Annotated in this window: 20 protein-coding genes; 9 read left to right on the plus strand and 11 right to left on the minus strand. The window is 41.2% G+C overall.

Going from position 1 to position 23,511, the window contains the following annotated elements; translation table 11 throughout:
• The first annotated feature begins 9 nt into the window (after positions 1 to 9).
• The 3 genes from HWV02_RS08330 (at position 10) to HWV02_RS08340 (ending at position 2,477) form a co-directional block, all read left to right on the plus strand.
• The gene (locus HWV02_RS08330; protein ID WP_211679250.1) at positions 10 to 1,401 is read left to right on the plus strand and encodes a glycoside hydrolase family 1 protein; all 1,392 of its coding nucleotides are present in this window, start codon (positions 10 to 12) and stop codon (positions 1,399 to 1,401) included.
• A gap of 95 nt (positions 1,402 to 1,496) precedes the next feature.
• Positions 1,497 to 1,835, plus strand: a complete 339-nt coding sequence (locus HWV02_RS08335; RefSeq protein WP_067042658.1) for a DUF1971 domain-containing protein — start codon at positions 1,497 to 1,499, stop codon at positions 1,833 to 1,835.
• Positions 1,836 to 1,847: 12 nt separating this feature from the next.
• Positions 1,848 to 2,477, plus strand: a complete 630-nt coding sequence (locus HWV02_RS08340) for a DsbA family protein (RefSeq protein WP_211690157.1) — start codon at positions 1,848 to 1,850, stop codon at positions 2,475 to 2,477.
• Between the two features lie 54 nt (positions 2,478 to 2,531).
• On the opposite strand, the gene HWV02_RS08345 is transcribed toward HWV02_RS08340, so the two are convergent.
• Positions 2,532 to 4,124 (minus strand): BCCT family transporter, encoded by a 1,593-nt coding sequence (locus HWV02_RS08345; RefSeq protein ID WP_211679252.1) that lies wholly within the window; start codon positions 4,122 to 4,124, stop codon positions 2,532 to 2,534.
• Between the two features lie 233 nt (positions 4,125 to 4,357).
• Here HWV02_RS08345 and HWV02_RS08350 point away from each other — a divergent pair, with 233 nt between their 5' ends.
• Positions 4,358 to 5,005: a DUF2238 domain-containing protein gene (locus HWV02_RS08350; RefSeq protein WP_370629422.1), complete on the plus strand. Its 648-nt coding sequence runs from the start codon at positions 4,358 to 4,360 to the stop codon at positions 5,003 to 5,005.
• 55 nt (positions 5,006 to 5,060) lie between these two features.
• On the opposite strand, the gene hutH is transcribed toward HWV02_RS08350, so the two are convergent.
• The 5 genes from hutH to hutC all read right to left on the minus strand — a co-directional run bounded on the left by hutH (position 5,061) and on the right by hutC (position 11,512).
• Positions 5,061 to 6,593, minus strand: a complete 1,533-nt coding sequence (hutH, locus tag HWV02_RS08355) for a histidine ammonia-lyase (RefSeq protein ID WP_211674911.1) — start codon at positions 6,591 to 6,593, stop codon at positions 5,061 to 5,063.
• A gap of 27 nt (positions 6,594 to 6,620) precedes the next feature.
• Complete coding sequence (hutU, locus tag HWV02_RS08360; RefSeq protein WP_211690158.1) at positions 6,621 to 8,291, minus strand: urocanate hydratase; 1,671 nt, start codon at positions 8,289 to 8,291, stop codon at positions 6,621 to 6,623.
• 13 nt (positions 8,292 to 8,304) lie between these two features.
• Entirely contained in the window at positions 8,305 to 9,420 is a 1,116-nt protein-coding gene (gene hutG / locus HWV02_RS08365) for a formimidoylglutamase (RefSeq protein ID WP_211690548.1), read from the minus strand.
• Positions 9,413 to 10,624: an imidazolonepropionase gene (gene hutI / locus HWV02_RS08370; RefSeq protein WP_211690159.1), complete on the minus strand. Its 1,212-nt coding sequence runs from the start codon at positions 10,622 to 10,624 to the stop codon at positions 9,413 to 9,415. The genes hutG and hutI overlap by 8 nt, the downstream gene beginning before the upstream one ends.
• 183 nt (positions 10,625 to 10,807) lie before the next feature.
• Positions 10,808 to 11,512, minus strand: a complete 705-nt coding sequence (hutC, locus tag HWV02_RS08375) for a histidine utilization repressor (protein WP_211690160.1) — start codon at positions 11,510 to 11,512, stop codon at positions 10,808 to 10,810.
• A 383-nt stretch (positions 11,513 to 11,895) separates the two neighbouring features.
• On the opposite strand from hutC, the gene HWV02_RS08380 reads away from it, so the two are divergent.
• Together HWV02_RS08380 and HWV02_RS08385 are read left to right on the plus strand one after the other, a co-directional pair.
• Entirely contained in the window at positions 11,896 to 13,635 is a 1,740-nt protein-coding gene (locus tag HWV02_RS08380) for a metallophosphoesterase (RefSeq protein ID WP_211679256.1), read from the plus strand.
• A 157-nt stretch (positions 13,636 to 13,792) separates the two neighbouring features.
• Positions 13,793 to 13,903, plus strand: a complete 111-nt coding sequence (locus HWV02_RS08385; protein WP_255550669.1) for a hypothetical protein — start codon at positions 13,793 to 13,795, stop codon at positions 13,901 to 13,903.
• Positions 13,904 to 13,916: 13 nt separating this feature from the next.
• On the opposite strand, the gene HWV02_RS08390 is transcribed toward HWV02_RS08385, so the two are convergent.
• From HWV02_RS08390 to norR, 5 genes are all read right to left on the minus strand, one after another.
• Positions 13,917 to 14,774, minus strand: a complete 858-nt coding sequence (locus tag HWV02_RS08390; protein WP_211690161.1) for an N-acetylmuramoyl-L-alanine amidase-like domain-containing protein — start codon at positions 14,772 to 14,774, stop codon at positions 13,917 to 13,919.
• A gap of 149 nt (positions 14,775 to 14,923) precedes the next feature.
• Positions 14,924 to 16,444 carry an aldehyde dehydrogenase family protein gene (locus HWV02_RS08395; RefSeq protein WP_211674918.1) on the minus strand — a complete coding sequence of 507 codons (1,521 nt, stop codon included), beginning with the start codon at positions 16,442 to 16,444 and terminating at the stop codon, positions 14,924 to 14,926.
• Positions 16,445 to 16,683: 239 nt separating this feature from the next.
• Positions 16,684 to 17,958, minus strand: coding sequence for a hybrid-cluster NAD(P)-dependent oxidoreductase (locus tag HWV02_RS08400; protein ID WP_211690162.1), 1,275 nt, complete (start codon positions 17,956 to 17,958; stop codon positions 16,684 to 16,686).
• A gap of 116 nt (positions 17,959 to 18,074) precedes the next feature.
• On the minus strand, positions 18,075 to 19,739 hold the full coding sequence (gene hcp, locus HWV02_RS08405) for a hydroxylamine reductase (protein WP_211690163.1): 1,665 nt from the start codon (positions 19,737 to 19,739) through the stop codon (positions 18,075 to 18,077).
• A 183-nt stretch (positions 19,740 to 19,922) separates the two neighbouring features.
• Positions 19,923 to 21,491, minus strand: a complete 1,569-nt coding sequence (norR, locus tag HWV02_RS08410; RefSeq protein ID WP_211690164.1) for a nitric oxide reductase transcriptional regulator NorR — start codon at positions 21,489 to 21,491, stop codon at positions 19,923 to 19,925.
• A gap of 248 nt (positions 21,492 to 21,739) precedes the next feature.
• On the opposite strand from norR, the gene HWV02_RS08415 reads away from it, so the two are divergent.
• The 3 genes from HWV02_RS08415 to HWV02_RS08425 all read left to right on the plus strand — a co-directional run bounded on the left by HWV02_RS08415 (position 21,740) and on the right by HWV02_RS08425 (position 23,469).
• Positions 21,740 to 22,258 (plus strand): NADPH-dependent FMN reductase, encoded by a 519-nt coding sequence (locus HWV02_RS08415; protein WP_211690165.1) that lies wholly within the window; start codon positions 21,740 to 21,742, stop codon positions 22,256 to 22,258.
• Positions 22,259 to 22,502: 244 nt separating this feature from the next.
• Entirely contained in the window at positions 22,503 to 22,862 is a 360-nt protein-coding gene (locus tag HWV02_RS08420) for a hypothetical protein (RefSeq protein WP_211679262.1), read from the plus strand.
• A gap of 202 nt (positions 22,863 to 23,064) precedes the next feature.
• Positions 23,065 to 23,469 carry a hypothetical protein gene (locus HWV02_RS08425; protein ID WP_211690166.1) on the plus strand — a complete coding sequence of 135 codons (405 nt, stop codon included), beginning with the start codon at positions 23,065 to 23,067 and terminating at the stop codon, positions 23,467 to 23,469.
• Positions 23,470 to 23,511: the final 42 nt, after the last annotated feature.

Consider the following 23,511-nt stretch of genomic DNA (forward strand, 5'->3'; position numbering starts at 1 on the left):
GAGGAACAAATGAATTTATTTCCACAGGATTTCTTATGGGGCGGCGCGATTGCGGCGAATCAGACCGAAGGTGCGTTTAATCAAGACGGTAAAGGTTTATCGACCGCGGACTTATTGCCTAAAGGGATTTTAAGTGCGCATCAAGAGCGTGCTGATAAAACCGCGGGTATTAAAGATCTTGCTATCGATTTTTATAACCGCTACCCGGAAGACATTCAACTATTCAAAGAGATGGGGTTTACCTGCTTGAGGTTATCAATTGCATGGACGCGTATATTTCCTCATGGCGATGAAAGTCAGCCGAATGAAGCGGGTCTTGCTTATTATGACCGTATTTTTGATGAATTAGCCAAGCATGATATTAAACCTTTTGTGACGTTATCACATTATGAAATGCCTGTGGGGTTAGTTGACCACTATGGTGGCTGGGCTGATCGAAAACTGATTGAATTTTTTGAACGCTATGCAGTAACCGTGTTTGAGCGTTACCAAAATAAAGTGAAATTGTGGCTGACTTTTAATGAAATTAATATGTCGTTACATGCACCGTATACCGGTGTCGGTTTACCCGAAGCCGCAGACGAGCAAGCCATTTATCAAGCAATTCATCATCAACTCCTTGCCAGTGCCAAAGCGGTGACCTTGTGTAAACAAATAATTCCAGATGCCCAAATTGGTAATATGTTGTTGGGTGCGCTTAATTATCCTTATACCTGTAATCCCGATGATGTTATGGCTGCGGTACACGAGAATAACAAGTGGCTATTCTTTGGTGATGTGCAGACCCGTGGTAGATACCCTGGTTATATATTGCGTTATTTCAGAGACAATAATATCGAAGTAAGAATGGAAGAGGGGGATTTAGAAACGCTGGCTGAAGCGAGTGTCGATTTTATCTCGTTTAGTTATTATGCCAGCGGCTGTGCCAGTGCTGACCCCAAGCAAAAGGAAGTCGGTAACATTATTGATAGTGTGCCGAATCCTTATTTAGAAAAAAGTCAGTGGGGCTGGTTAATCGATCCGAAAGGTTTACGGGTATTATTGAATTTCTTGTATGACAGATACCAAAAGCCTTTGTTTATCGTTGAGAATGGCTTAGGGGCGCGTGATGAAGTTACTGCGGATGGCGAGATCATTGATGATTATCGTATTAAATATTTGAACGATCACTTAGTACAGGCAAGGGAGGCGATCTTAGATGGTGTTGAACTTATGGGGTTCACCAGTTGGGGGCCGATTGATTTAGTGGCCAACTCAACCGCTGAAATGGATAAACGCTATGGCTTTATTTATGTTGACCGTCGTGACGATGGTAGTGGTACTTTAGAGCGTATCCGTAAAGAAAGTTTTTTCTGGTATCGGGATGTGATCCAAACGCGCGGAGCCTCACTTAACGTTTAAGATCTAATCGCTGGGATATCTTACTTGCGCTCATGGATAATGGGCGTATATTTTATACCTATTAATCATTATCTTTACTACGAGTGAGTGTGCTTATGCCGACAATCCCAACTGATTTTGTGAACTACAAATCAACGCCAGTCTTTACGCCGAATAATATCCCTAAAATGTTCTTACACTTACATAATACCCGCGCAGGTGTTTATGGGAAAATTAAGGTTATTAGTGGTTCGTTGAAATTTTATGGTTTTACCGAAAGACGAGGCGCGATAGAGCAAGAGATTGTGATTGAACAAGATGAATCGGCTATTTCACCGCCTGAGTATTGGCATAAAGTTGAGTTTATGACGGATGATACCGAATTCAGAGTTGATTTTTACGCACAGAAAGACTCTGATATTGTTGCTGAAAACCGTTCTGAGCGTAATGATTAAGGAAACTGTCAAATGCCATCAGTAAAACCAAAGCTTTATTATGTTTATGATCCTATGTGCTCGTGGTGCTGGGGTTATAAACCGATATGGAATGAAATTAAGCAGGTTGTTGCTGATGATGTAGACATTATCTATCTATTGGGGGGATTGGCACCTGATAGTGATGAGCCAATGCCTGAAATGATGCAGGCGCAAGTTGCATCTTACTGGAAGAAGATTGAAAATTATCTTGGCACGACATTTAATTATGAATTTTGGACTGAAAATACACCACGACGTTCCACTTATCCGGCATGTAGAGCAATTCTTGCTGCACGTACTCAAGGTGCAGAACAGGCGATGCTTGATGCGATACAAGTTGCTTATTATCTTAATGCCAAAAATCCCAGTGATAATACAGTTTTGGTTGAATTAGCGAAGCAGCTTGGTCTAGACTCGGATAAATTTGAAACTGTGTTTGTATCTCAACAACTTCATCAAGATTTATTAACTGAAATTGCCTTTGCTCGTTCTATAGGGGGGACGAGTTTTCCGTCTCTGTTTATTGAAAAAGAAGGACGTTGCGTGGAAATACCGATTGATTATAAAAATGCTGGACTGACGGTAGAATTGATAAGAAATGTTATTCGAGATGAGGAATAAAACAGCCTGATAATATTAAGCTAACATTGCTTATTAATCAGGCTGTTTTGTTTATTATGCTTTTGCTAGTGCTTTTTCTGCAAGTAGCGCATCTTGTGCTTTAGTCATCTTAATTGCAGCCATTGGCCCTGTTAACAAGGTTGCGGCAATAAGCAATGATACTGGTACAGCAGTAATCACAATGAATGATTGCAGTGCATTTAAACCGCCGTCACCCGCGAGTAATAACGCTGCAGCAACACAACCCATGATAACAGCCCAGAATATGCGCTGCTTACGGTCGGGTTCATTGTCGCCTGATACAACCATCGCAATAGAATAAGCCATTGAATCACCAGTGGTAACCACAAACGTTGTTGTTAGTACCAAGAATGCAGGTAGCAAAATTTCGCTTAATGGTAATTGTTGTAATGTTGCTAACAATACCGCAGGCAAGCCAGCTTCATTTAATGGACCTGAAATAATGCCTGGTGCTTGTAACTCGAGGAAGATACCTGTACCGCCTAATACCGAGAACCAGAAGTTTGTTGCAATCGGAGCGCCAATGGCAACAGCCAATACTAACTCACGAATACTACGACCTTCTGAAATACGTGCAATAAAAATCGCCATCATAGGTGCAAAACCAATGAACCAGCCCCAGAAGAACCAAGTCCACCAAACATTCCAACCTGGATTGTCGTGAGTCAGGCTCATCGTTGGTATGTCTTGCAAGTAAGTTGCGAATGCACGGCCAAACTGTTCAAAAATGAATTGTGTTGGGCCTAAAATCAGTATTGCGAGCAGTAATGCAAATGCGCCAATGACGTTTAAGCGACTAAGCCACTGTAAACCTTTGTCCATGCCAGATGCGGCTGATAGCGCACAAATCAACACAACCACTGCTAATATCATCAGCTGAGAATTCATGTCATTTTTAAGGCCTGTTAGCACTTCAAGGCTATAACCCATTTGCGATGCTAAGAAACCAATTGGACCAATCGTACCAGCTGCAACCGCAATAATTGAACATGCGTCAATGACAGCACCAAACCAATGGTTTTCTAGACGATTACCAACGATAGGGAAAAGTAACGCACGTGGGCGCAGCTTGATACCATGATGGTGATGTGCATACATTAATACAATAGTTGCGAGTGTGCCAAGCACTGACCACGCAAGGAATCCCCAATGCAAGAAGCTTTGACTAAGTGCTGGGACAACTGCATCAACAGTTGATCCTGTAATGTCAGGATAACTTGCAGGTGGCGTAATGAAATGATAAATAGGCTCTGCTGCAGACCAGAAAACACCACCACCTGCTAATAGAGTACACATGATCATTGCTAACCAGCGGAACGTGCCTATTTCAGGTTTAGTTTTCAGGCCCATACGAGTTTTACCGTAACGGGTTGCCGCAATGCATAAAGCAACAGCAAAGTTTGCCACCATTAGCCATTGCCAAAAGTAACCAAATTGTCCAGCAGCTGCTGAAAATAAGTCTTGAATTAAGGTAGTGAAACGAGGGAGGTCAATGATCGCAGCCAATAAGAATAAGCTAATGAAGCCAATTGTTAGTGCTGGAACCAGTTTGTCGCTTTTACGACAGGTTGAGGTATTCGGTATTACGGGTACTTCTTCGCCAATCTGGCATGCATTTAGTTGCATAAAATTCTCACTTAGGGTGTGAGGGGCGGTATATTACCAGTATTTTATTAATATTCCAGTTCAACATTCCTGCCGATTATGTTTTGCGATATATTTAACCAATACGTTTGTTTTTTCGGTGTTTTAAAATCAATGCTGTCAGTGACTTAGGGTAGGGTGTACCTCGTTGGTAATATTTTGTGTTAATCGTCGTTTAGAGTGTGGTTATTTTTTGATCTTACTCTACTTTTAACATGACGTTTACATTAATATACTCAGCGACATACATATTATTTTGGGAGTGTAGCGTTATTAAATACTTTTGGACTTTAACTTTTGCAGTTGTACTTATTTGGTCTGGTATTGACCCAAAAGATCAATTTACTTGGTTCCTTGAAGTCGTGCCTGCAATCATCGGCGCTGTTATTCTAGCGTTAACCTACAATAGTTTTAGACTGACTTCACTACTGTATGGTTTCATTTTGGCGCATTGTATTGTCTTGATGATAGGTGGTCATTACACGTATGCCGAAGTCCCTTTTTTTGATGGTTTATTTGGTGCAGAAAGGAATAATTACGATAAAGTCGGGCATTTCTTCCAAGGTTTTGTACCTGCATTAATTGCCAGAGAATTATTGATACGAAAGAACGTGGTTAATGGTGATCGTTGGCGGGTACTGTTTATTATCTCGGTGAGTCTCGCGTTTAGTGCGTTCTACGAACTTATCGAATGGTGGGTGGCGTTAACGACAGGAGAGAATGCTGAAGCATTTTTAGGTACACAAGGCTATATATGGGATACCCAATCAGATATGGGGCTTGCATTATTAGGGGCGATAGTCTCAGTATTATTACTATCTAAGTTCCACGACCGACAGCTCAATGATATAGCAAAGCCTTAAATTTGATTATGTTTGTATAAAATCAGGGTTTAAGGCTTTTATATTATTTAAGTTGTTAGAAACTAGGCAGCATGTCTCTTGCAACAAGCTTGTTGTGGGCCGCTTCTAGGAGCAGCTGATTAGCTTTGGCAATATCGGGTGCAAAGTAGCGGTCTTTGTCATAGAAATAGACACGTTCACGTAATTCTGCTTTAGCCTGTTCAATTAATGGGGATGATTTTAGCGGCGCTCTGAAATCAAGTCCTTGTGCCGCAGACAACAGCTCAACCGCTAAGATACCACGGGTATTTTCAGCCATGTCTTTTAAACGACGCCCAGCAAAGGTCGCCATAGATACATGATCTTCTTGGTTGGCTGAGGTTGGTAAGCTATCAACCGATGCTGGATGGGCTAATGACTTATTCTCACTGGCTAACGCTGCAGCAGTTACCTGTGCGATCATAAAGCCAGAGTTAACGCCGCCATTATCTACGAGGAATGGCGGTAATTTACTTAAGCTGCTGTCAATCAATAGTGCCATGCGACGTTCCGATAAACTGCCTATCTCAGCAAGCGCAAGCGCAAGATTGTCACTGGCCATCGCAATGGGTTCTGCGTGGAAGTTACCCGCCGAGATAATGTCGCCATCATCGGCAAACACTAACGGATTATCTGACACTGAATTGGCTTCGATTTCGAAAATTTCAGCTGAATTACGGATCTGCTGTAAACATGCGCCCATTACTTGTGGCTGACAACGGAGTGAGTAAGGGTCTTGGACTTTTTCACATGCCGTGTGAGAATTACCAATTTCACTGCTAAATTCAAGTATGTGACGATACATAGTTGCTGAGTCCATTTGTGATCGATGACCACGCACTCGGTGAACGCGTGGATCAAACGGGCGACGGCTACCAAGCGCTGCTTCCACTGTCATTGCGCCACATAAGGTTGCTGAAGCAAACAGATCTTCGGCAGCAAATAATCCTTCAAGGCCAAACGCAGTAGATGCTTGTGTGCCGTTTAACAAGGCTAACCCTTCTTTCGGCGCTAACGTGATCTTCTGCATGCCTGCAATCGTTAATGCTTCTTCACCAGAAATGACGTTACCTTGATGGCGCGCTTCACCTTCACCCAGTAATACTGTACTCATGTGGGCAAGGGGGGCGAGGTCACCCGATGCACCCACTGAACCTTTTTTCGGTACGCACGGGTAAACTTCGGCATTAACGAGTTGTATTAACGCTTCAATAACCGATAAACGAATGCCAGAAAAACCACGCGCGAGACTGTTAATTTTAAGTACCATCATCAACCGTACGGTTTCATCATTCATGAACTCTCCGATACCTGCTGCATGAGATAGCACGATACTACGCTGTAATGTTTCGAGATCTTCTGGCGCGATACGGGTGTTAGCAAGCAGGCCAAATCCGGTATTAATACCGTAAGCAACCCGGTTTTCGGCAATGACGTTATTTACAATTTCTGTGCTGGCATGGATATCATCGTAACAGCGAGGGTCGAGCGACACCTGCACAGGGGCACGACTGATTTGACGAAGCTGTGCTAGGGTAAGTTGTCCAGGCTTAATTGTTAGTTGGTACATGTTTTTCTCCAAAATTATTTATACCAATTATTTAAGCATCGGTAGGTCTAAGTGTTGTTCTTCCGCGCAGGTTTTAGCAATATCATAACCCGCATCAGCATGACGCATGACACCTGTGGCTGGATCGTTATGTAATACACGACTAATACGTTCATGGGCATCATCGGTGCCGTCACAAAGTATCACCATGCCTGAATGTTGAGAGAAGCCCATGCCAACGCCGCCGCCATGATGCAGTGATACCCAGGTAGCACCACTTGCTGTATTGAGCAGAGCGTTTAATAGTGGCCAATCCGAAACGGCATCAGAACCATCCATCATGCCTTCGGTTTCGCGATTAGGACTCGCAACAGAACCGGAATCAAGGTGATCTCGGCCAATTACAATCGGCGCTTTAAGTTCGCCATTTTTAACCATTTCGTTAAAGGCCAAACCAAGACGTTGACGGTCTTTTAAGCCAACCCAACAAATACGTGCTGGCAGGCCTTGGAATTGAATGCGTTCGCGTGCCATGTCTAACCAGTTGTGTAGCTGTGGATTATCTGGGATCAACTCTTTTACTTTTTGATCTGTTTTGTAGATATCTTCTGGATCGCCAGACAATGCAACCCAGCGGAAAGGACCTATGCCTTCACAGAAAAGTGGGCGAATATAGGCGGGCACAAACCCGGGGAAATCAAACGCATTATCAACGCCTTCTTCCAGTGCCATTTGACGAATGTTATTACCATAATCTACCGTTGCTGAACCTGCTTTTTGCAGTGCTAACATGGCTTGTACTTGTACCGCCATTGATTGTTTCGCGGCTTTAACGACAATCGCTTCATCTTCTTTACGCATTGACGCGGCATGTGCCATCGTCCAACCTTGAGGTAAATAGCCATTAAGTGGATCATGGGCTGATGTTTGGTCGGTAGTACAATCTGGAACGACACCACGTTTCACTAATTCAGGGAAAATATCGGCGGCATTACCAAGTAGGCCAATCGAAGTTGGTTGCTTGTTTTTGATTGCTTCATCAAGTAGCGCTAATGCTTCATCAAGACTTGTTGCTTTTTTATCGACATAACCTGTACGCAAGCGGTAATCAATACGTGATTCATCACATTCAACGGCAATCATGGAGAAACCAGCCATCGTAGCTGCAAGCGGTTGTGCGCCACCCATGCCACCTAAACCACCTGTTAATACCCAGCGACCTTGTGCTTGGCCGTTAAAATGTTGTTTAGCCATGGCTACAAATGTTTCGTACGTACCTTGCACAATACCTTGTGAACCAATATAAATCCAAGAACCTGCGGTCATTTGCCCGTACATCATCAAGCCTGCTTTATCGAGCTTGTTGAAGTGTTCCCAGTTTGCCCAATGCGGGACTAGGTTTGAGTTAGCAATGAGTACACGCGGTGCATTGCTGTGGGTCTTGAATACGCCAACTGGTTTACCTGATTGTACAAGGAGTGTTTCGTCATCCTCTAAACGTTTTAGTACTTCGACTATTTTGTCGTAACATTCCCAATCACGCGCCGCGCGACCAATGCCGCCATAAACAACCAATGCATGTGGATGCTCGGCAACATCAGGGTGTAGATTGTTCATCAACATGCGTAATGGCGCTTCGGTTTGCCATGATTTAGCGTTGAGTTGGGTGCCGTGAGGGGCAATGATAGTACGAGACGTATCTAAACGTTTATCAGTCATTAGGATTTCCTTTTCACTTAAACATGGCGCGGGTAATATCCCACGTTAATCGTGCTGCAAGTCTTGCAGTTTGATTGTCTATATCAAAATTGGGATTGTATTCAGCTAAATCTGCGACTAGCAATTTTGCTTGGCCTGCTGCATTTCTAGCGTTAAATATGGGTTGTAGTAATGCTTCGACACTTTCATAATTCACCCCACGTGCTGCTGGTGCGCTAACTCCGGGCGCAGTGCTCGCAGAGAATACATCGATATCTATGGTCAGATAGAGGTAATCCACGTTATCAATAAATGCGATTAATTCTTCGATACGCTCGGCAAGCTGATAAGAAGCTAGCTGGTGGTCTTCGCGATAATGTACTCCAAGTTGATCTGCGAGGGTGAATAACGCTTGGGTATTACTGGCGCGACTGACACCAAGGCATGCATAATTAAACGCCCAGCCGAGTTGTTGGCAGTGTTTCGCTATCTGATTAAATGGCGTGCCTGAGCTAGTAGGGAACGTTTGTTCGTCTGCTGAATAGGTGCGTAAGTCAAAATGGGCATCAAAGTTGATAATGCCAATTTTCGGTTTGTTTACTTTTGCTGTTTGGAAATGCTGAGCTAATCCTTGGAATGTTCCCCAGGCGATTTCGTGTCCACCCCCTAATACCATCACTTTGTTTTGTTGGTTTAGGGCTGTTTCGACATGATTAGCCAGTTCTTTTTGGCTGGCGGCTAAATCAGTATCGTTGCAATAGATATTACCTGCATCAACAAGGGCTGACGTGCTAGTACCTGTATCTCTATCTCTATCTCTATCTGTAAAAGCAGCATTGTCATGATGCCATGCGGTATTTGCGAGGGCTTTGCGAATAAGATCCGGTGCTTGTACTGCGCCAACACGGCCTTTATTACGTTTTACACCTTCATCGCAAGCAAAACCGAGTAGGACAACTCCTGCGTGGTTTATAGGTTGTTTGCCATTTGTTAATCGTTCGTCTTCTCCGATTAAAATGACTTTTTGATGAAAACGCATGCCTGCTTCACCGTCTTCGGCGTCAATTCGACCCTGCCAAATATCAGCATTAGTCGCGGCATGATTTGTTATTGTATGTTGAGAGCCTGCTGGAACAGTTGTTTTAGTCATCACAAATCTCTCCGTTAACGATGCGAGAGTGTAACCTTGGTGTGGCCACTTCATAAGCGAGCTGTGCAGGGTGTTCGATATTCCAGATTGCCAAATCAGCATCATAGCCAACTCGAATTTGGCCGCGTGAATTTTGCAACCCTAACGCTTTCGCTGCATGGCAGGTTACACCACGTAATGCTTCTTCAGGCGTTAATCTAAATAAAGTACAGCCCATATTCATCATCATAGTTAACGATGCGATAGGTGAGGTACCTGGGTTAAAATCGGTTGCTAATGCCATTGGCACGTTATGTTGACGCAGTAATTCAATGGGTGGTAATTGGGTTTCTCTTAAAAAGTAGAATGCGCCGGGAAGCAAGGTAGCGACAGTGCCATGTTCAGCAAGTGCTTTCACGCCTTGCTCGTCAAGGAATTCGATATGATCAACCGAGGTCGCGCCCATTGTTGCGGCAAGTTCACTTCCGCCAAGGTTACTTAATTGTTCTGTGTGTCCTTTGATGCCCAACCCATAAGATAAAGCTGCCTCGAAAACGGTTTTCGTTTGTGCCAAGTTAAAACCAATGCCTTCGCAGAATACATCCACAGAGTCCACGAGTTTAGCTGCAACTGCGGCTGGTATTATTTCGTCACACACATAGCGGATATAGCTATCGGCATTGTCTTTATATTCAGGTGGTACGGCGTGTGCGGCCAGTAGTGTTGTTGATACTTTAATACTGGCATGCAGCTCTAATTGTTTAGCTGCGCGTAGCATTTTTAATTCGTCTTCCAGCGTTAAGCCGTAACCCGATTTGATTTCAATCGTGGTAACGCCATCTGCGGTCAGTGCAGATAGACGTTGTAGGGCGAGTTCAACAAGTTGTCTTTCGCTTGCTGCGCGAGTCGCGTTTACGGTCGATAGGATGCCGCCACCTTGTTTGGCGATTGTTTCATACGGCACGCCAGTTAAGCGTTGCTCAAACTCTTTGGCACGGTTACCTGCAAAAACCAGATGGGTATGACTGTCGATAAGACCCGGTGTAATAAGGCGGTTTTGGTAATCGATAATGTGTGAGTAGTCTGCTGACGGGCACTGCTGCATTGGACCTATTTCGACTATCTTGCCGTGGGCAATTGCAATGAAACAATGAGGCTGTGTTTGGTAATCTGAATCACTTTGATCCATGGATACAATTGTTGTATTCGTTAGCAGTAAACTCATCAGAATCTCACGTCATTTAATGTATATACAAATAAATAGACAATTTAGATACAAATGGCAAGTTTTAAATTAACTTGTTGTGACTAAGTACTGGTTTTGTTAATAAAATGAATGTGTTTTTTTGATCATGGTCGATTTAAAAAAATCGACACATTGTTTGGCATAATGATTTTAATGCGGGTGCTATATTTCGGCTTTTAGGCTGAGTTTGTATTTATCTGCTGGATGATACAGTAGCGCAACACTGATTAAATCTTGCTTGCTCCACGTGCGACGATTGAGTAATAAACAAGGTTGTTGCGCTGTTAAATTCAAGTGCTGCTGAATAGAGACACTTGGCATTATTGCTTCAACAGTATGTTCAATCGAGCTTAATGGGCAGTTTTTGGTGAGGTATTCATTGGGTGTCGCCAGATTGAAATCTTGTTCGAGATAGTTTGGTGCAAATTCTGGATTAACCCAGCGTAACTCAAGTTGCAGTGCAATATCATCTTCAAAGTGAATGATTTCACTGAAGAATATAGGTGTTTCAAGCTTAACACCTAGTCTCATGGCAATCTCATCATCCGCTTGTATAGCCACTTTCGTTAACACTTTATTGCTGTAGTTTTTACCACGTTGACGGATCTCATCAGCAATATTACGAATATCACTCAGTGATGACTCTATTTTTTTCTGGCAGACAAACGTACCTAATCGTGGCGTTCTTTCCAGTAGACCTTTGTTGACTAAATCGCGGATCGCTTTATTGACCGTCATGCGGCTAACACTAAACTGTTTGGTTAATTCGAGTTCTGTCGGGATCTTGCTTCCTGGCATCCAAACGTGAGAATTGATTTTTTCAAGAATGAAGTCTTGGATTTGAATATAGCGCGGCGAACTGTTCATAACGTCTAACCTTAATAACATCTAACTTTAATAGCAGTATAATGGCGTAATCAATTAAACTTAATTGACTATACAAATGATCTATTAGTTAGCAATAAAATGCAAGTTATTATGTGTTAGTTATATTCGTTATAGTGGGGCTTCTGATACTTGTAAAACTTACCTATATTCTTTTTTGTTATAATATAATCAATATGATACATCTATTTTTATTGTGTTTAATATTATGTATAAGTTAGTATTATTTTGCATGGTAATTGAGTGTTGTTGGTTTTTGACGAAAGTAATTATCTCCCTTTACCATGTTGATCAAAAACTAATCATGGATGAACAACGCTCCTTAACTAAGATTTTATTTATATAAAAATATACAAAGGAATAGTATGAATTTTAAATTTAAGGAAAAATTTTTATTTACGCTTGCCATGTCAAGTTTTCTTACAGGGTGTAATTTAATACCGAATAAAGAAAATGATATAGAACCAGCAAGCGAGGTAAACCTGAAGTCAGCAACAATCTGGGGTGTGGCTCGTGCAAGGCTCTGTGCTCAAACGCTTACACCTCACAATAGCGATCTTTATGTTACGGTAAGAAGCGCGATTGAAGGTCGCACGTTAGACCGAAGAACACGTCAACATGCTTTTTTGATCCCGGCAGGGAGAACTGACATGTTTTGTGCTAGTGACATTAACGGATACTTGGGGGAGATAAGGGGGGATGAAGGTCATGTCACCTTTTCGTACACGCTTAAAGATAAGGACATGAATATTCTTGATACTTATACTACAACATCGTACTTCGATGGATCTTGGATTACGAATTCGTGGGATATTAATGAATGGATCGGGACTGAACCCAAGTGTGGCACAGACGGATTTGGAATTTACTTAGAGACTCCTGACAATTACCCTGGTTGCGGTAAGCAAAAAGCGGATGATGACGAAACAGTACTCATTAATTATAGGATTGGAAGAGATTTCACGCCAGAATCAAATAAGTTTAGTTTTATTCTAACCCCTGACCCACAATCATTCCGAAGTGAAACTACTGAGCCTGTTGACGAGGACAACAAACCTTGGCGCGACGCTGTGAATAAGGGCGTAGAATCTATCAATCGTTATATTCAAACAAATCCTCATGACTTTGGTATTGCTAATGGTGATATAACTGAATATGGCAGGCCGAGATCATGGAGAGCTACGTTGAGTACATTGGCGAGTATAAACCTTCCTTTTTATCTTGGTCTTGGTAATCATGACTATGCCAATAGTATTGGCGATTGTTGGGACATAGGCACTGGAGGTGGTGCAGATGGATGTGCTGCTAACAGTGTTAACAATATGGAGTATTTCATAATGAAATACTCCGAGACACTACTTAATTTTAGTTCTGATTGGGTCGACGAGGGGCTTTACAACGGTACTGGAAGTCTGGCTTATTCTTGGGACTATAAAGGAGTACACTTTGTTCAACTTCAAAACTACCCAACATACACAGCTACCATAGGTGATGGTAGCATTGGTGTTGATTATCGTATCAAAAATTCACTAGACTGGCTCGAAGATGATTTAAAGAAAGCGGAACAAAGAAATGTACAGGACATTATTATTAATATGCATGATGCTGACGACCATGTAGTTAAAGATTCATCACCAACAGATTTAGCCAGATTACAATCTATTATGGATACCTATAAACCGATAGCAATATTGGCTGGCCATGAACACTATTTCCAATTTTTTAAAAATGGAGTCGGTCCCTTTACTGGCACGCCTGTATTTCTTACTGATGCGCTATATCACAGCCAGTTTAGTAGTGCCACCTATGACAACGGTGCACTTACTGTAAAAAACATAGGTGCTTCAGGCGCAGAGAAGGGGAGTAATACAGTTCACAGTAGACTTCCAGCTTGTCACTTTTGGGATCCTTCTCTTCGCGGTAATCCAGGAGACATCTACAAATATATAAACATTTATGCAATGAATCGTACTGACTATTTCAAGCTTCAATCATCGTCTTATGGTAATTTCCCAAGTAATGGCACCAGTGGGAATAATTGGGAATTTCTCGGAAGCTCACCAAGCTGTAGGGGGACACTGAATGCTCACACAAATAATAAATAAACGTAGGTTTATCTATTTTTAATTAATTTCAAATATTCAATGACAGGGTTATAGACCTAATTTAGCAGCTTAAAGGTAATGAGGTCATCGTTAAGCTGCTAATCAATTCAAATTACACCTTGGTTGTACACCCTTGGTATTTCAACAGCAGCAACGTTTGAAGAAAGCGACTGAACTGATTAAAACAGGCATGCAGATAACACTGGTTAGTTTTGAATTAGGTTTCATTAGTAGCAGTCATATCAGCATCGTCATAAAAATATGTTGAGTTAATCGAAATTTTAAAGTGCTCTGTAGACTACAATTCCAGGTTTATCCTGAACATACTCTAAAAATGGTGTATCAACGACTTTCATATTTTTAGAGATAGATGATGCATTTCTGTACACAGGTCCATTTTTTCCTCTAATGAATATCCCTGTATGGGTTACATCTAGTCCTTTTATGTTTGTATATATACCAATGTAGTCACCATTTTTAAGATTATTCACTACACTGTCATCTATACTTTCCCCTGGAATATATGTTATTTTTCTTGAGGTTATTGCTAATCCCTTGATGTAAGTTCCACCATCCTCTTTTTGATTTAATTCTTTTTGTATCGTTTTCGTGTTATCTGTTAAATCTTCTGTCACATCTTCAGCATTTCTGTCCCCATTATCATCTACATAAGTCCAGTCTGAAAAGAAATGTTTTCTTAATAAAAAATCTACGTCACTATTTTTATATCGCGTGTTGATTAAATTATCTGAAAAATCATATGAGAAATCATATGATTTTCTTAAAGCTTCTACATAATCTAAAAAGGTAAAACAATCTAATGCTCTGAAATCTGCTACAAACCTTTCTTTTTCTATATCAGAGCCAATAAGACGGTTTTTCACATAGGACGAATTTAAGAATAATTTAGAAATAGCTTTAATCTTTTTTTGGTTGCTTTGATTTCTTTGTAAAATACGATCAAGCTTATTAGATTTTTTCTCATACAGAGATGCATAAAATTTAAAGTCACGAACTTTATGTTTATGAGTTAAAGCATCGTTGTCAAAATTAACATCATGCTCTCCTAGTGCCGCATAATTTGAGGTACTAAACAATAGTGCTGTGAGTAAAGATATTGGTAAAACTTTTAACTTCATAATAAAAATCCATTTTAGTGGTTTATTTAATTTGACCTCCTAATTGGAGGCTTTTTTGATTAGGGGCAGAGGTTTAATTTAGCAACTTAACGATAATGGGCTAACCATTAAGCTGCTAATTTATTAAATCAGAATAGAGGGAGGTTTAATTAGAAAAAACCTAGCGGGTTCACATCATAACTGACCAGTAAATTTTTGGTCTGCTGGTAATGCTCTAAAGCAACCTTATGAGTTTCACGGCCGACACCTGATTTTTTATATCCGCCAAACGCTGCGTGGGCAGGGTACATGTGGTAACAGTTCGTCCATACGCGGCCTGCTTGGATCTTACGGCCCATGCGGTAAGCTACATTCATGTCGCGACTCCAAACTCCCGCACCTAAGCCAAATTCAGAATCATTGGCTAATTCAAGCGCTTCTTCTTCGGTTTTAAAGGTGGTTACTGCGATCACTGGTCCAAAAATTTCTTCTTGGAAGATGCGCATATCATTCGTGCCTTTAAGCAGCGTTGGTTGGATATAAAATCCGTCTTCATAATCGGTATGTACTTCTTCAATATCGCCACCAATGAGTAGCTCTGCGCCTTCAGCTTTACCAATTTCAATATACTTTAAAATCTTATCAAATTGCTCTTGTGACGCTTGCGCACCAACCATAGTTTCGGTATCTAGCGGGTTACCACGTTTGATTAATTTGGTACGTTCGATGATCTTAGCGACAAATTGCTCGTAGATGTCTTCGTGAACCAGTAATCGAGATGGGCAAGTACAGACTTCACCTTGGTTGAAATAGGCGAGTACTACACCTTCAATACATTTACTTAGATAAGCATCTTCATGATCCATGATATCTGGGAAGAAGATGTTCGGTGATTTTCCGCCCAGCTCGACCGTTGATGGAATAATGTTTTCGGCTGCACATTTCAGGATATGTGAACCAACAGGAGTGGAACCAGTAAAGGCTATTTTAGCAATACGAGTACTGCTAGCAAGGGCTTGACCTGCTTCAGCGCCATAACCGTTGACGATATTCAGTACACCGGCTGGTAATAGATCTTCAATTAATTCCATTAATACTAAAATAGAGGCAGGTGTTTGCTCTGCAGGCTTAAGGATCACGCAGTTACCAGCAGCCAGTGCAGGTGCGAGTTTCCATGCAGCCATAAGAATAGGGAAGTTCCAAGGAATGATCTGACCTACGACTCCAAGAGGTTCATGGAAGTGATAAGACACTGTGTTTTCGTCAATATCACCGATACTACCTTCTTGAGCACGTAAACAACCTGCGAAATAACGGAAGTGATCAACCGCCAAAGGAATGTCTGCAGCTAATGTTTCTCGGATTGCTTTACCGTTATCCCAGGTTTCTGCTATTGCGAGTTGAGTCAGGTTTTCTTCTAAACGATCGGCTATTTTTAGCAGTATATTAGAACGGGCAGTAACAGATGTAGTACCCCAAGCATCTTTGGCTTTATGGGCGGCATCTAGTGCAAGTTCGATATCAAGGTGATTTGAGCGTGGTATTTGACAGATGACTTCGCCATTTATTGGGCTAATGTTATCAAAGTAACAGCCGTTTTGTGGCTCTACCCATTGGCCGCCAATGAAATTTTGGTAACGCGGTTTAAAATTAACAAGTGCATCTTGAGTACCTGGTGCTGCATAGATCATAACTCTTTCCTTTGGTTATTGTTTTGATAAGCAATAATCCTATCATGATGCAAATGTAATTAAACATAATGAAATGTAACGGAATGTAACCTATTAGAGGTAAATGTAAGATATGTAACGTAATGCATTAACTGTAATATAACACTGGGTCGAAAAATTCGATAATACAGCCATAGTAGCGGTGTACTATGGCTGTATTATCGAATTGGGAACCAGGATTTAAGTCACAAGATGATTCATTAGCTTAATGCGACAGTCACATCATCTTTAAGAGTACTTGAGCAGGCTAATACAAACCCTTGCTCAACATCTTCTTCGGTGAGGGTCTCGGTACTTGTCGACGTTACTGAACCTTTGGTTACTTTACACTTGCAAGATCCACAAACCCCGGCGCGACATGCACCAATAACGGGAACGCCATGCTTTTCTAATGCATCTAATAACAATGAACCTTGAATGACTTCTGCTTCAACCGCAAAGTCAGGGACGTGTAGCATGACACTTGTTTCTGTAGCGCCTGATGAGATCTGATCTTGTTGTTTGTTATCTGCTGCAGGTGTAAAGCTTTCTTGGAAGAAGTTGGCCATATCAAAGTCACTTTCTTGGGCTATATTTTCAACCGCTTTCATGAAGCCGACAGGACCGCATAGGAAAATAGTGCGTTGATTTAGATCTGGATACAACTGTCGAATCACGTCGGCACTGACCATGCCTGTTTGATGCGACAAGGCTCTGCTATTCGTCTTTTCATTCGTCTTTTCATTCGTATTGTTATTAGCACTGAAAGTAGCAAAACCGTCACTGTTTTCTAATAGCAATTGCACCTTGAAATTACTATATTGCGTAAGTAAGGTCTGCATTTCATCATGGAAGATAACGTTGTCTTTATCTCGGGCACAATGTAAAAATTCAATGTCAGCATCGCTATTATGCGCTAATAATGTCTTTGCTATCGACATGACTGGCGTGATACCACAACCTGCGCTGATAAGCAGTAGTTTAGATTTGTGCTTACAATCGCTGCTATTGAATTGACCCGCAATGTTTAATGCTGACAAGCTATCACCGATACTTAAGTTATCTGCAAGCCAGTTAGAGACTAAGCCATCGGGTACGCGTTTAATGGTCAAACGTAACTGCTTTTGTTGTGGTGCTGAGCTAATTGAATAGGCGCGATAATGGGTTTTATTTTCTATCTTCACTGCTAAAGTGACGAATTGACCGGGCTTAAAATCAAATAGTGCTTGATCTGCAGCTGCAAAGGTAAAGCTCATCGAGTCATGGGTTTCTGATTCACGCTTAACTAAGACTAATGGTGTTGTCGAAGGCGACCATACTGCTGGTTTTAAGCTGGGCTTCGTGATTGTTTCACCAAGTGAGAAGCTCAGTTTTGGTGATGCTAGTTTTGGTGATAAAGGTTTCGGTGTCGCTTGACCTAATCCTGAGCTATTCAATTTAAGAGACTTAAGTACAGGTGGAGAAAGCGTTGAAGATGGTGTTTTTGTAGAAGACATGATTGCACCTATCGCAGTGATAATTGAAGGTTTGGATGGTTTATGGCGTGTCGAATGTACTTTAACCAATGCGAATATGATCGCATTGGCTAGAGAATACTATTTACCAGCTAGTATTATTTACCCGCTAACATGGTCGCTAAGTCAGCATTAACGTCACCAATACTGCGCATATCAAAGTTATCTTGTAATGCTTTGATCAAGTTGTCAGTCAAGAACGCTGGCGCTGTCGGACCGGTATAAATACCTTTGATACCTAACGCGAATAACGTCAGTAGCACCACGATGGCTTTTTGTTCAAACCAAGACAATACGATGCTTAATGGCAGTTCGTTTACGCCGCAATCAAACTCTTCTGCTAATGCTAATACCAGTTGGATAGCGGAGTAAGTATCGTTACATTGACCAACATCTAATAAACGTGGGATACCATTGATATCACCAAATTCTTTTTTGTTGAAACGGTATTTACCACAAGCTAAGGTTAATACTACCGAGTCCTTCGGCGTATTCACGGCTAAATCAGTGAAGTAACTGCGCTCTGACTTATCACCGTCACAGCCGCCGATTAAGAAGAAGTGTTTGATATTACCTGCTTTCACTTCATTGATAACGGTAGGTGCCGCTTCCATTAATGCATTGCGGCCAAAGCCGACTGTGATCTTGTGTTCAATTTCGGTGTGCGCAATACCAGATTGAGCTAAGGCACATTCGATCACTTGTGAGAAATCATCGCCTTCAATATGCACAACGCCAGGCCAGCCAACAATACTACGGGTGAATAGGCGATCTGCGTATTGACCCACATTCGGATTGATTAGACAGTTAGATGTCATTACGATAGCACCGGGGAAGTTAGCAAATTCTTTTTGCTGATTTTGCCAAGCACTACCGAAGTTGCCAACCAAGTGTGGGTATTTGTTAAGTTCTGGGTAACCGTGTGCAGGTAACATTTCACCGTTGGTATAAACATTGATCCCTTTACCTTCGGTTTGTTGCAGGATCTTTTCTAAATCATGTAAGTCATGACCAGAAACCAGAATACACTTACCAGCAACCGGCTTTACGTTTACTTGAGTTGGTTGTGGATGACCAAAGGTATCTGTCTCACCTTTGTCTAGCATTTCCATAATACGGTAGTTTAGTAAACCAATTTGCATTGATGTTTCTAATAACGTATTTGCATCCGTCGGTTCAGTGCCTAAGAGTGCCATGATCTGATGATATTCACCGCTCACTGATTCGTCACTTTGGCCAAGTACGTTTGCGTGTTCCATGTATGCTGCAGCACCCTTAAGGCCGTATAAACATAATAAACGCAAACCAATAATGTCTTCGTGTAATTCGTCATGACCACGGTTAACCGCCGCTTCGGGTGCAAAATTCATGACTTCTTCAGCGGTTGCTGGTAATACAAATTGTGCAGCAGGAGATAATTCAGGTAACGCTTCGCCCGCCGCCGCTGCAGCAGCCATTACTTGCGTGCGTAGTTGGATTTTGTAACGCTCAGCAATTTCAGTGTATTCAGTAATACGCTCTGGCACAAAGTTAACGTTGGTTAACGTAGAGAAGAATGCACGTGGTGCCCAAGCATCGATCTCGGCATCAATGATGTTGTATTTACGTGCTAGCTCGGCCCAAAAGGACACGCCTTGTAAATTAAACACGAGTACGTCTTGTAGGTCTGAAACATCAGCCGTTTTACCACACATACCTTGAGTATAAGAACAGCCTTTCGACACAGGGGTTTGAACAGTTTGCTCACATTGAATACAGAACATTTAAGACTCCATTATAATTATATTATTGATATCGAATTAACGATGATCTCGGAATCTATATTGCACTGAACGTGCCAACTCTTATCTGATTGATATTTATCGATTTTATGTTTTTTACATATTGAGTTTGATGTACTAACTACATCAACACTGATGTGATTAGTACATCAATGTTGATGTGTTTTAAACTAACGCGACGGCACGTAACGCTTTGGGCTTAATACCGAGTTTTTTTCCCATTTTATATAAATTACCGCGATCCATTTGTAAGAATTCTGCGGCTTGTGCCCAAACAAAGTTTGATTGCTGTAGGGCATGCGAAATGATCTTGGTTTGATACACTTCTACTGCGCCCCGTAGTTCAAACGATGTCGTAGGCAAGTCATTTATTTCTGTTTCTGCTTCGAATGAGGCAGTCTGGCTTACTTCATCGGATAAGTGCTGTTGTAAAATCAGGCTTTGTTGTGCTTGAATAGCCCGTAACCCTGCACGCATTAAGGTATGTTCTAATTCACGTACGTTCCCTGGCCAACTGTAGTGATTAAGTGCGGTTAATGCTTGTGGGTGCAGTTGCAATTTAGCCACATTAAATTGTGAACGAACCCGATCAAGAATATGCCCAGATAATACCGCGACATCCCCCCTGCGGTCTCGCAGTGGTGGCACGTTAATAGGAAATACATTTAAACGGTGGAACAGGTCACTACGAAAGCGGCCTGCTGCGACTTCTTCGGTTAAATTACGGTTAGTTGCAGCGATAATGCGGACATTTATCATTAAGTTCTTATCTGCACCGACTCGCTGTACTTCACCTTGCTGAATAACGCGCAGTAGTTTGGCCTGCATTAATAAGGGTAATTCACCAATTTCATCTAAGAATATAGTGCCGCCATCGGCCAACTCAAATTTACCCGTCCGATTACTGATAGCACCTGTAAATGCCCCCTTAACATGACCAAATAATTCACTCTCAGCTAGACTTTCTGGCAATGCCGCGCAGTTTACGTAAATCATAGGTTGTGTTGCGCGTGAGGAATTGGAGTGAATAGCATGGGCGACTAACTCTTTCCCTGTACCTGTTTCACCACTGATTAATACAGCATAATTGGAATAAGCCACCATGTTGATATTGTTACGCAGGGCTTGCATTTCGGGACTTATACCGACCAATTCACCGCCTTTATTCCGGGCTTCTTGAATGAGCACTTGGTTCATATTTTGCTGTTGCTGGTGGCTTTTTCGTAGGGCTTCAACTTGATTTACATTGCGAATGGTTGCAGCGGCTAATGCAGCAAAGGTCGCTACGGTTATATTGTCAATGCGCTTGAATGCACCGACTTGCATAGCATCAAGGGTAATAAGGCCAACCAAATGATCTTCAACATATAAGCTACAGCCCATGCAGTCATGCACGTTTATCGACCGATTCGGATCGTCTTTTAATAACCCGTCAAAGGGGTCGGGCAAGGTTGAGCTTGCGGGAAAGCGCACAGGTTCTCGGTTGGCTAGAATAGCTTGTAGGCGAGGGTGCTGCTGCGGGTCGAATCGTTGGCCTAATACTTCATCTGATAAGCCATTGACGGCAGCTGCCGACAATAACCCTTCATCGTCAAGAATGAACAAAGCACTGGCATCACAAGGTAGAACCGACTGTAACGACTGCATCAAACGTTGGTAATGATGACCTGACGGTAAATTTAAATTGAGATCGAGTGCAATTTGTAACATCGCTTGGTCGAGAGGAGTTTGCATACGTAGGCCTTAATATCGAGAGTGATGTGATTTTTACATCGAGGGTAATGGCTGTAAATACTTGTGTGCAGAAAGGCTTGGATAACAAAAGCTTTGTTGATCTTGATTAATATTATAAGGGATTATTTTATTAAGTATTATTTTAAAGACTGATTTCTAGGTGGTTTTATAAATAAAAATCACTGTATTATGGATACTAAGGTTAATGCCTAATGATGAACAAGCACTGAAAGATAGAAGGATTTTTAATGAAGATATTAGCAATATCGGGAAGTCTAAGGAAAGACTCTTATAACACGGCGCTACTTAAGGCGATGAAAGCGCTAGCACCAGAAAATATTGAAATTACATTCTTTGATGAATTGGGCCGCATACCGCTGTTCAATCCAGATATAGATCCAAATACAGTTGTGAGTGTAATCGCCCTTAAAAATAGCCTTGCAGAAGCTGATGGGCTTTTCTTATCGAGCCCTGAATATGCACATGGCATTAGTGGTGTGTTAAAGAATACACTCGATTGGCTGGTAAGTGGCGAAGAGTTTGTTGATATGCCAGTCGCTATTTTTAATACCTCTCCACGAGCCTCGCATGCGTTAGATTCTCTCCACGAAATTATTCGTACCATGTCTGGAAATATCATAGATAGCGCATGCATCACTGTACCCTTACTTGGTAGCAATTTAACTGCAGAAGGCATAGTGGAAGATCATGTTATATCAGAATCGATCAAAACAGCGATTAATGATTTTTACGTCGGTATCAGTTAATAACTGAAATTTTGGGTTTTCATAATGAGTTAAACCGTTTATCAAGTCTTGTTGGTGGAAATCCGGGAGGTTATGGTATTGGTGCATCAGTATGGAGTCTTATCAAACAAGGAAAATCGACAAAAAATATAGCAGTTTTAGTCACATCGTTAGTTATTATGGGATTACATGAATTTTCCTATAGTGAAACGAAAAAATATTCAACCGAATTAGAACGAAGAAAAGGTATAAGATAGGGATAATTATGAATTTTATAAAATCTTCAAGTATGTTTTTTTTTATATACGTACCATTTACTTTCTTTTCAATTTATCTAAATAGACTGCTTGGTTTTTCACCTACGGTTGGATTGAATATTGCAGTACTAGTAATCACTACTTTGATTGTAATTAGAACTGGTTACATTAACTTATCAGAAAACAAGATTAGTATATTTTTTTCTATATTTGGTAGTGGATGTTGCGTAATAACTCTTTATATTTTAGCTGCTTTGTTTGATGAATTTATACCACCATCGTTAGGGGAAAGCCTTTCTTCATTTATCTTCAACGCAGTGGTTATGTATATCGTAATCAATTTGTCTTTAAAAAAATCTGATTTTTAGTGTCTAATTTATAAAAATAAGTTGTCTACTAAGGATATAAAGCGATTCATGATGTGTAGTTTATTAAATTTTTGTTTCATTTAGATTTTAGTTTGATGCTTATGAGTAAGTAATGTAATGATGATAATTGTGTTGTATCAACTGTGATTAGACACAAGGAAGTTATTATAAACAACCACTTATAATTTGGGATGGAGTCGCTATGGGTAGGTCTGGAAATAGAACTGGAAGTAATTCGGGAAATAAAAGTATCGCCGTTATTTTCTTTCAAATACTGATTGATTTGGGCGAATTAGCGCTCGACAAAAAGTATGCTAACTTGTGGTTTTCATGGTTAGGCTGGCTAGGCGTAACGGGTCTATTATTTGTCATATATGATAAAACCAGTGACGTTGTACCATTAGTAATCGGTATTGTGTCTGGCGTGAGTTTATTCTTTATTGCACTGGCAATGATTCGGAAAGTGTTTAATTATTTGGTCGGTAAATATCGTGATAATGGATTAGCGATATCGATATCTTTAATTTTTCTGGTTGTAAATACAGTGTTCTCAATGGGTTTAATTTTATCAATAATAAAAGCTTCGGGTGTTTCTGTACTTGGTTAAGCTGAAGCGTGTTTTAAGTTGCTTATAGCTATGTATAATATG

It is taken from the genome of Moritella sp. 28 (genome assembly GCF_018219435.1).
GTDB lineage: Bacteria > Pseudomonadota > Gammaproteobacteria > Enterobacterales > Moritellaceae > Moritella.

Coding starts and splice junctions, on each gene's coding strand:
- HWV02_RS08330 (WP_211679250.1), top strand. CDS start 10: ATGAATTTATTTCCACAGGATTTCTTATGGGGCGGCGCGATTGCGGCG.
- HWV02_RS08380 (WP_211679256.1), top strand. CDS start 11,896: ATGAATTTTAAATTTAAGGAAAAATTTTTATTTACGCTTGCCATGTCA.
- HWV02_RS08420 (WP_211679262.1), top strand. CDS start 22,503: ATGAATTTTATAAAATCTTCAAGTATGTTTTTTTTTATATACGTACCA.
- hutU (WP_211690158.1), bottom strand. CDS start 8,291: ATGACTGATAAACGTTTAGATACGTCTCGTACTATCATTGCCCCTCAC.
- norR (WP_211690164.1), bottom strand. CDS start 21,491: ATGCAAACTCCTCTCGACCAAGCGATGTTACAAATTGCACTCGATCTC.
- HWV02_RS08400 (WP_211690162.1), bottom strand. CDS start 17,958: ATGTCTTCTACAAAAACACCATCTTCAACGCTTTCTCCACCTGTACTT.
- HWV02_RS08415 (WP_211690165.1), top strand. CDS start 21,740: ATGAAGATATTAGCAATATCGGGAAGTCTAAGGAAAGACTCTTATAAC.
- hutH (WP_211674911.1), bottom strand. CDS start 6,593: ATGTACCAACTAACAATTAAGCCTGGACAACTTACCCTAGCACAGCTT.
- HWV02_RS08335 (WP_067042658.1), top strand. CDS start 1,497: ATGCCGACAATCCCAACTGATTTTGTGAACTACAAATCAACGCCAGTC.
- HWV02_RS08425 (WP_211690166.1), top strand. CDS start 23,065: ATGGGTAGGTCTGGAAATAGAACTGGAAGTAATTCGGGAAATAAAAGT.
- HWV02_RS08345 (WP_211679252.1), bottom strand. CDS start 4,124: ATGCAACTAAATGCATGCCAGATTGGCGAAGAAGTACCCGTAATACCG.
- HWV02_RS08395 (WP_211674918.1), bottom strand. CDS start 16,444: ATGATCTATGCAGCACCAGGTACTCAAGATGCACTTGTTAATTTTAAA.
- HWV02_RS08350 (WP_370629422.1), top strand. CDS start 4,358: ATGACGTTTACATTAATATACTCAGCGACATACATATTATTTTGGGAG.
- hutC (WP_211690160.1), bottom strand. CDS start 11,512: ATGAACAGTTCGCCGCGCTATATTCAAATCCAAGACTTCATTCTTGAA.
- hcp (WP_211690163.1), bottom strand. CDS start 19,739: ATGTTCTGTATTCAATGTGAGCAAACTGTTCAAACCCCTGTGTCGAAA.
- hutG (WP_211690548.1), bottom strand. CDS start 9,420: ATGACTAAAACAACTGTTCCAGCAGGCTCTCAACATACAATAACAAAT.
- HWV02_RS08340 (WP_211690157.1), top strand. CDS start 1,848: ATGCCATCAGTAAAACCAAAGCTTTATTATGTTTATGATCCTATGTGC.
- HWV02_RS08390 (WP_211690161.1), bottom strand. CDS start 14,774: ATGAAGTTAAAAGTTTTACCAATATCTTTACTCACAGCACTATTGTTT.
- hutI (WP_211690159.1), bottom strand. CDS start 10,624: ATGAGTTTACTGCTAACGAATACAACAATTGTATCCATGGATCAAAGT.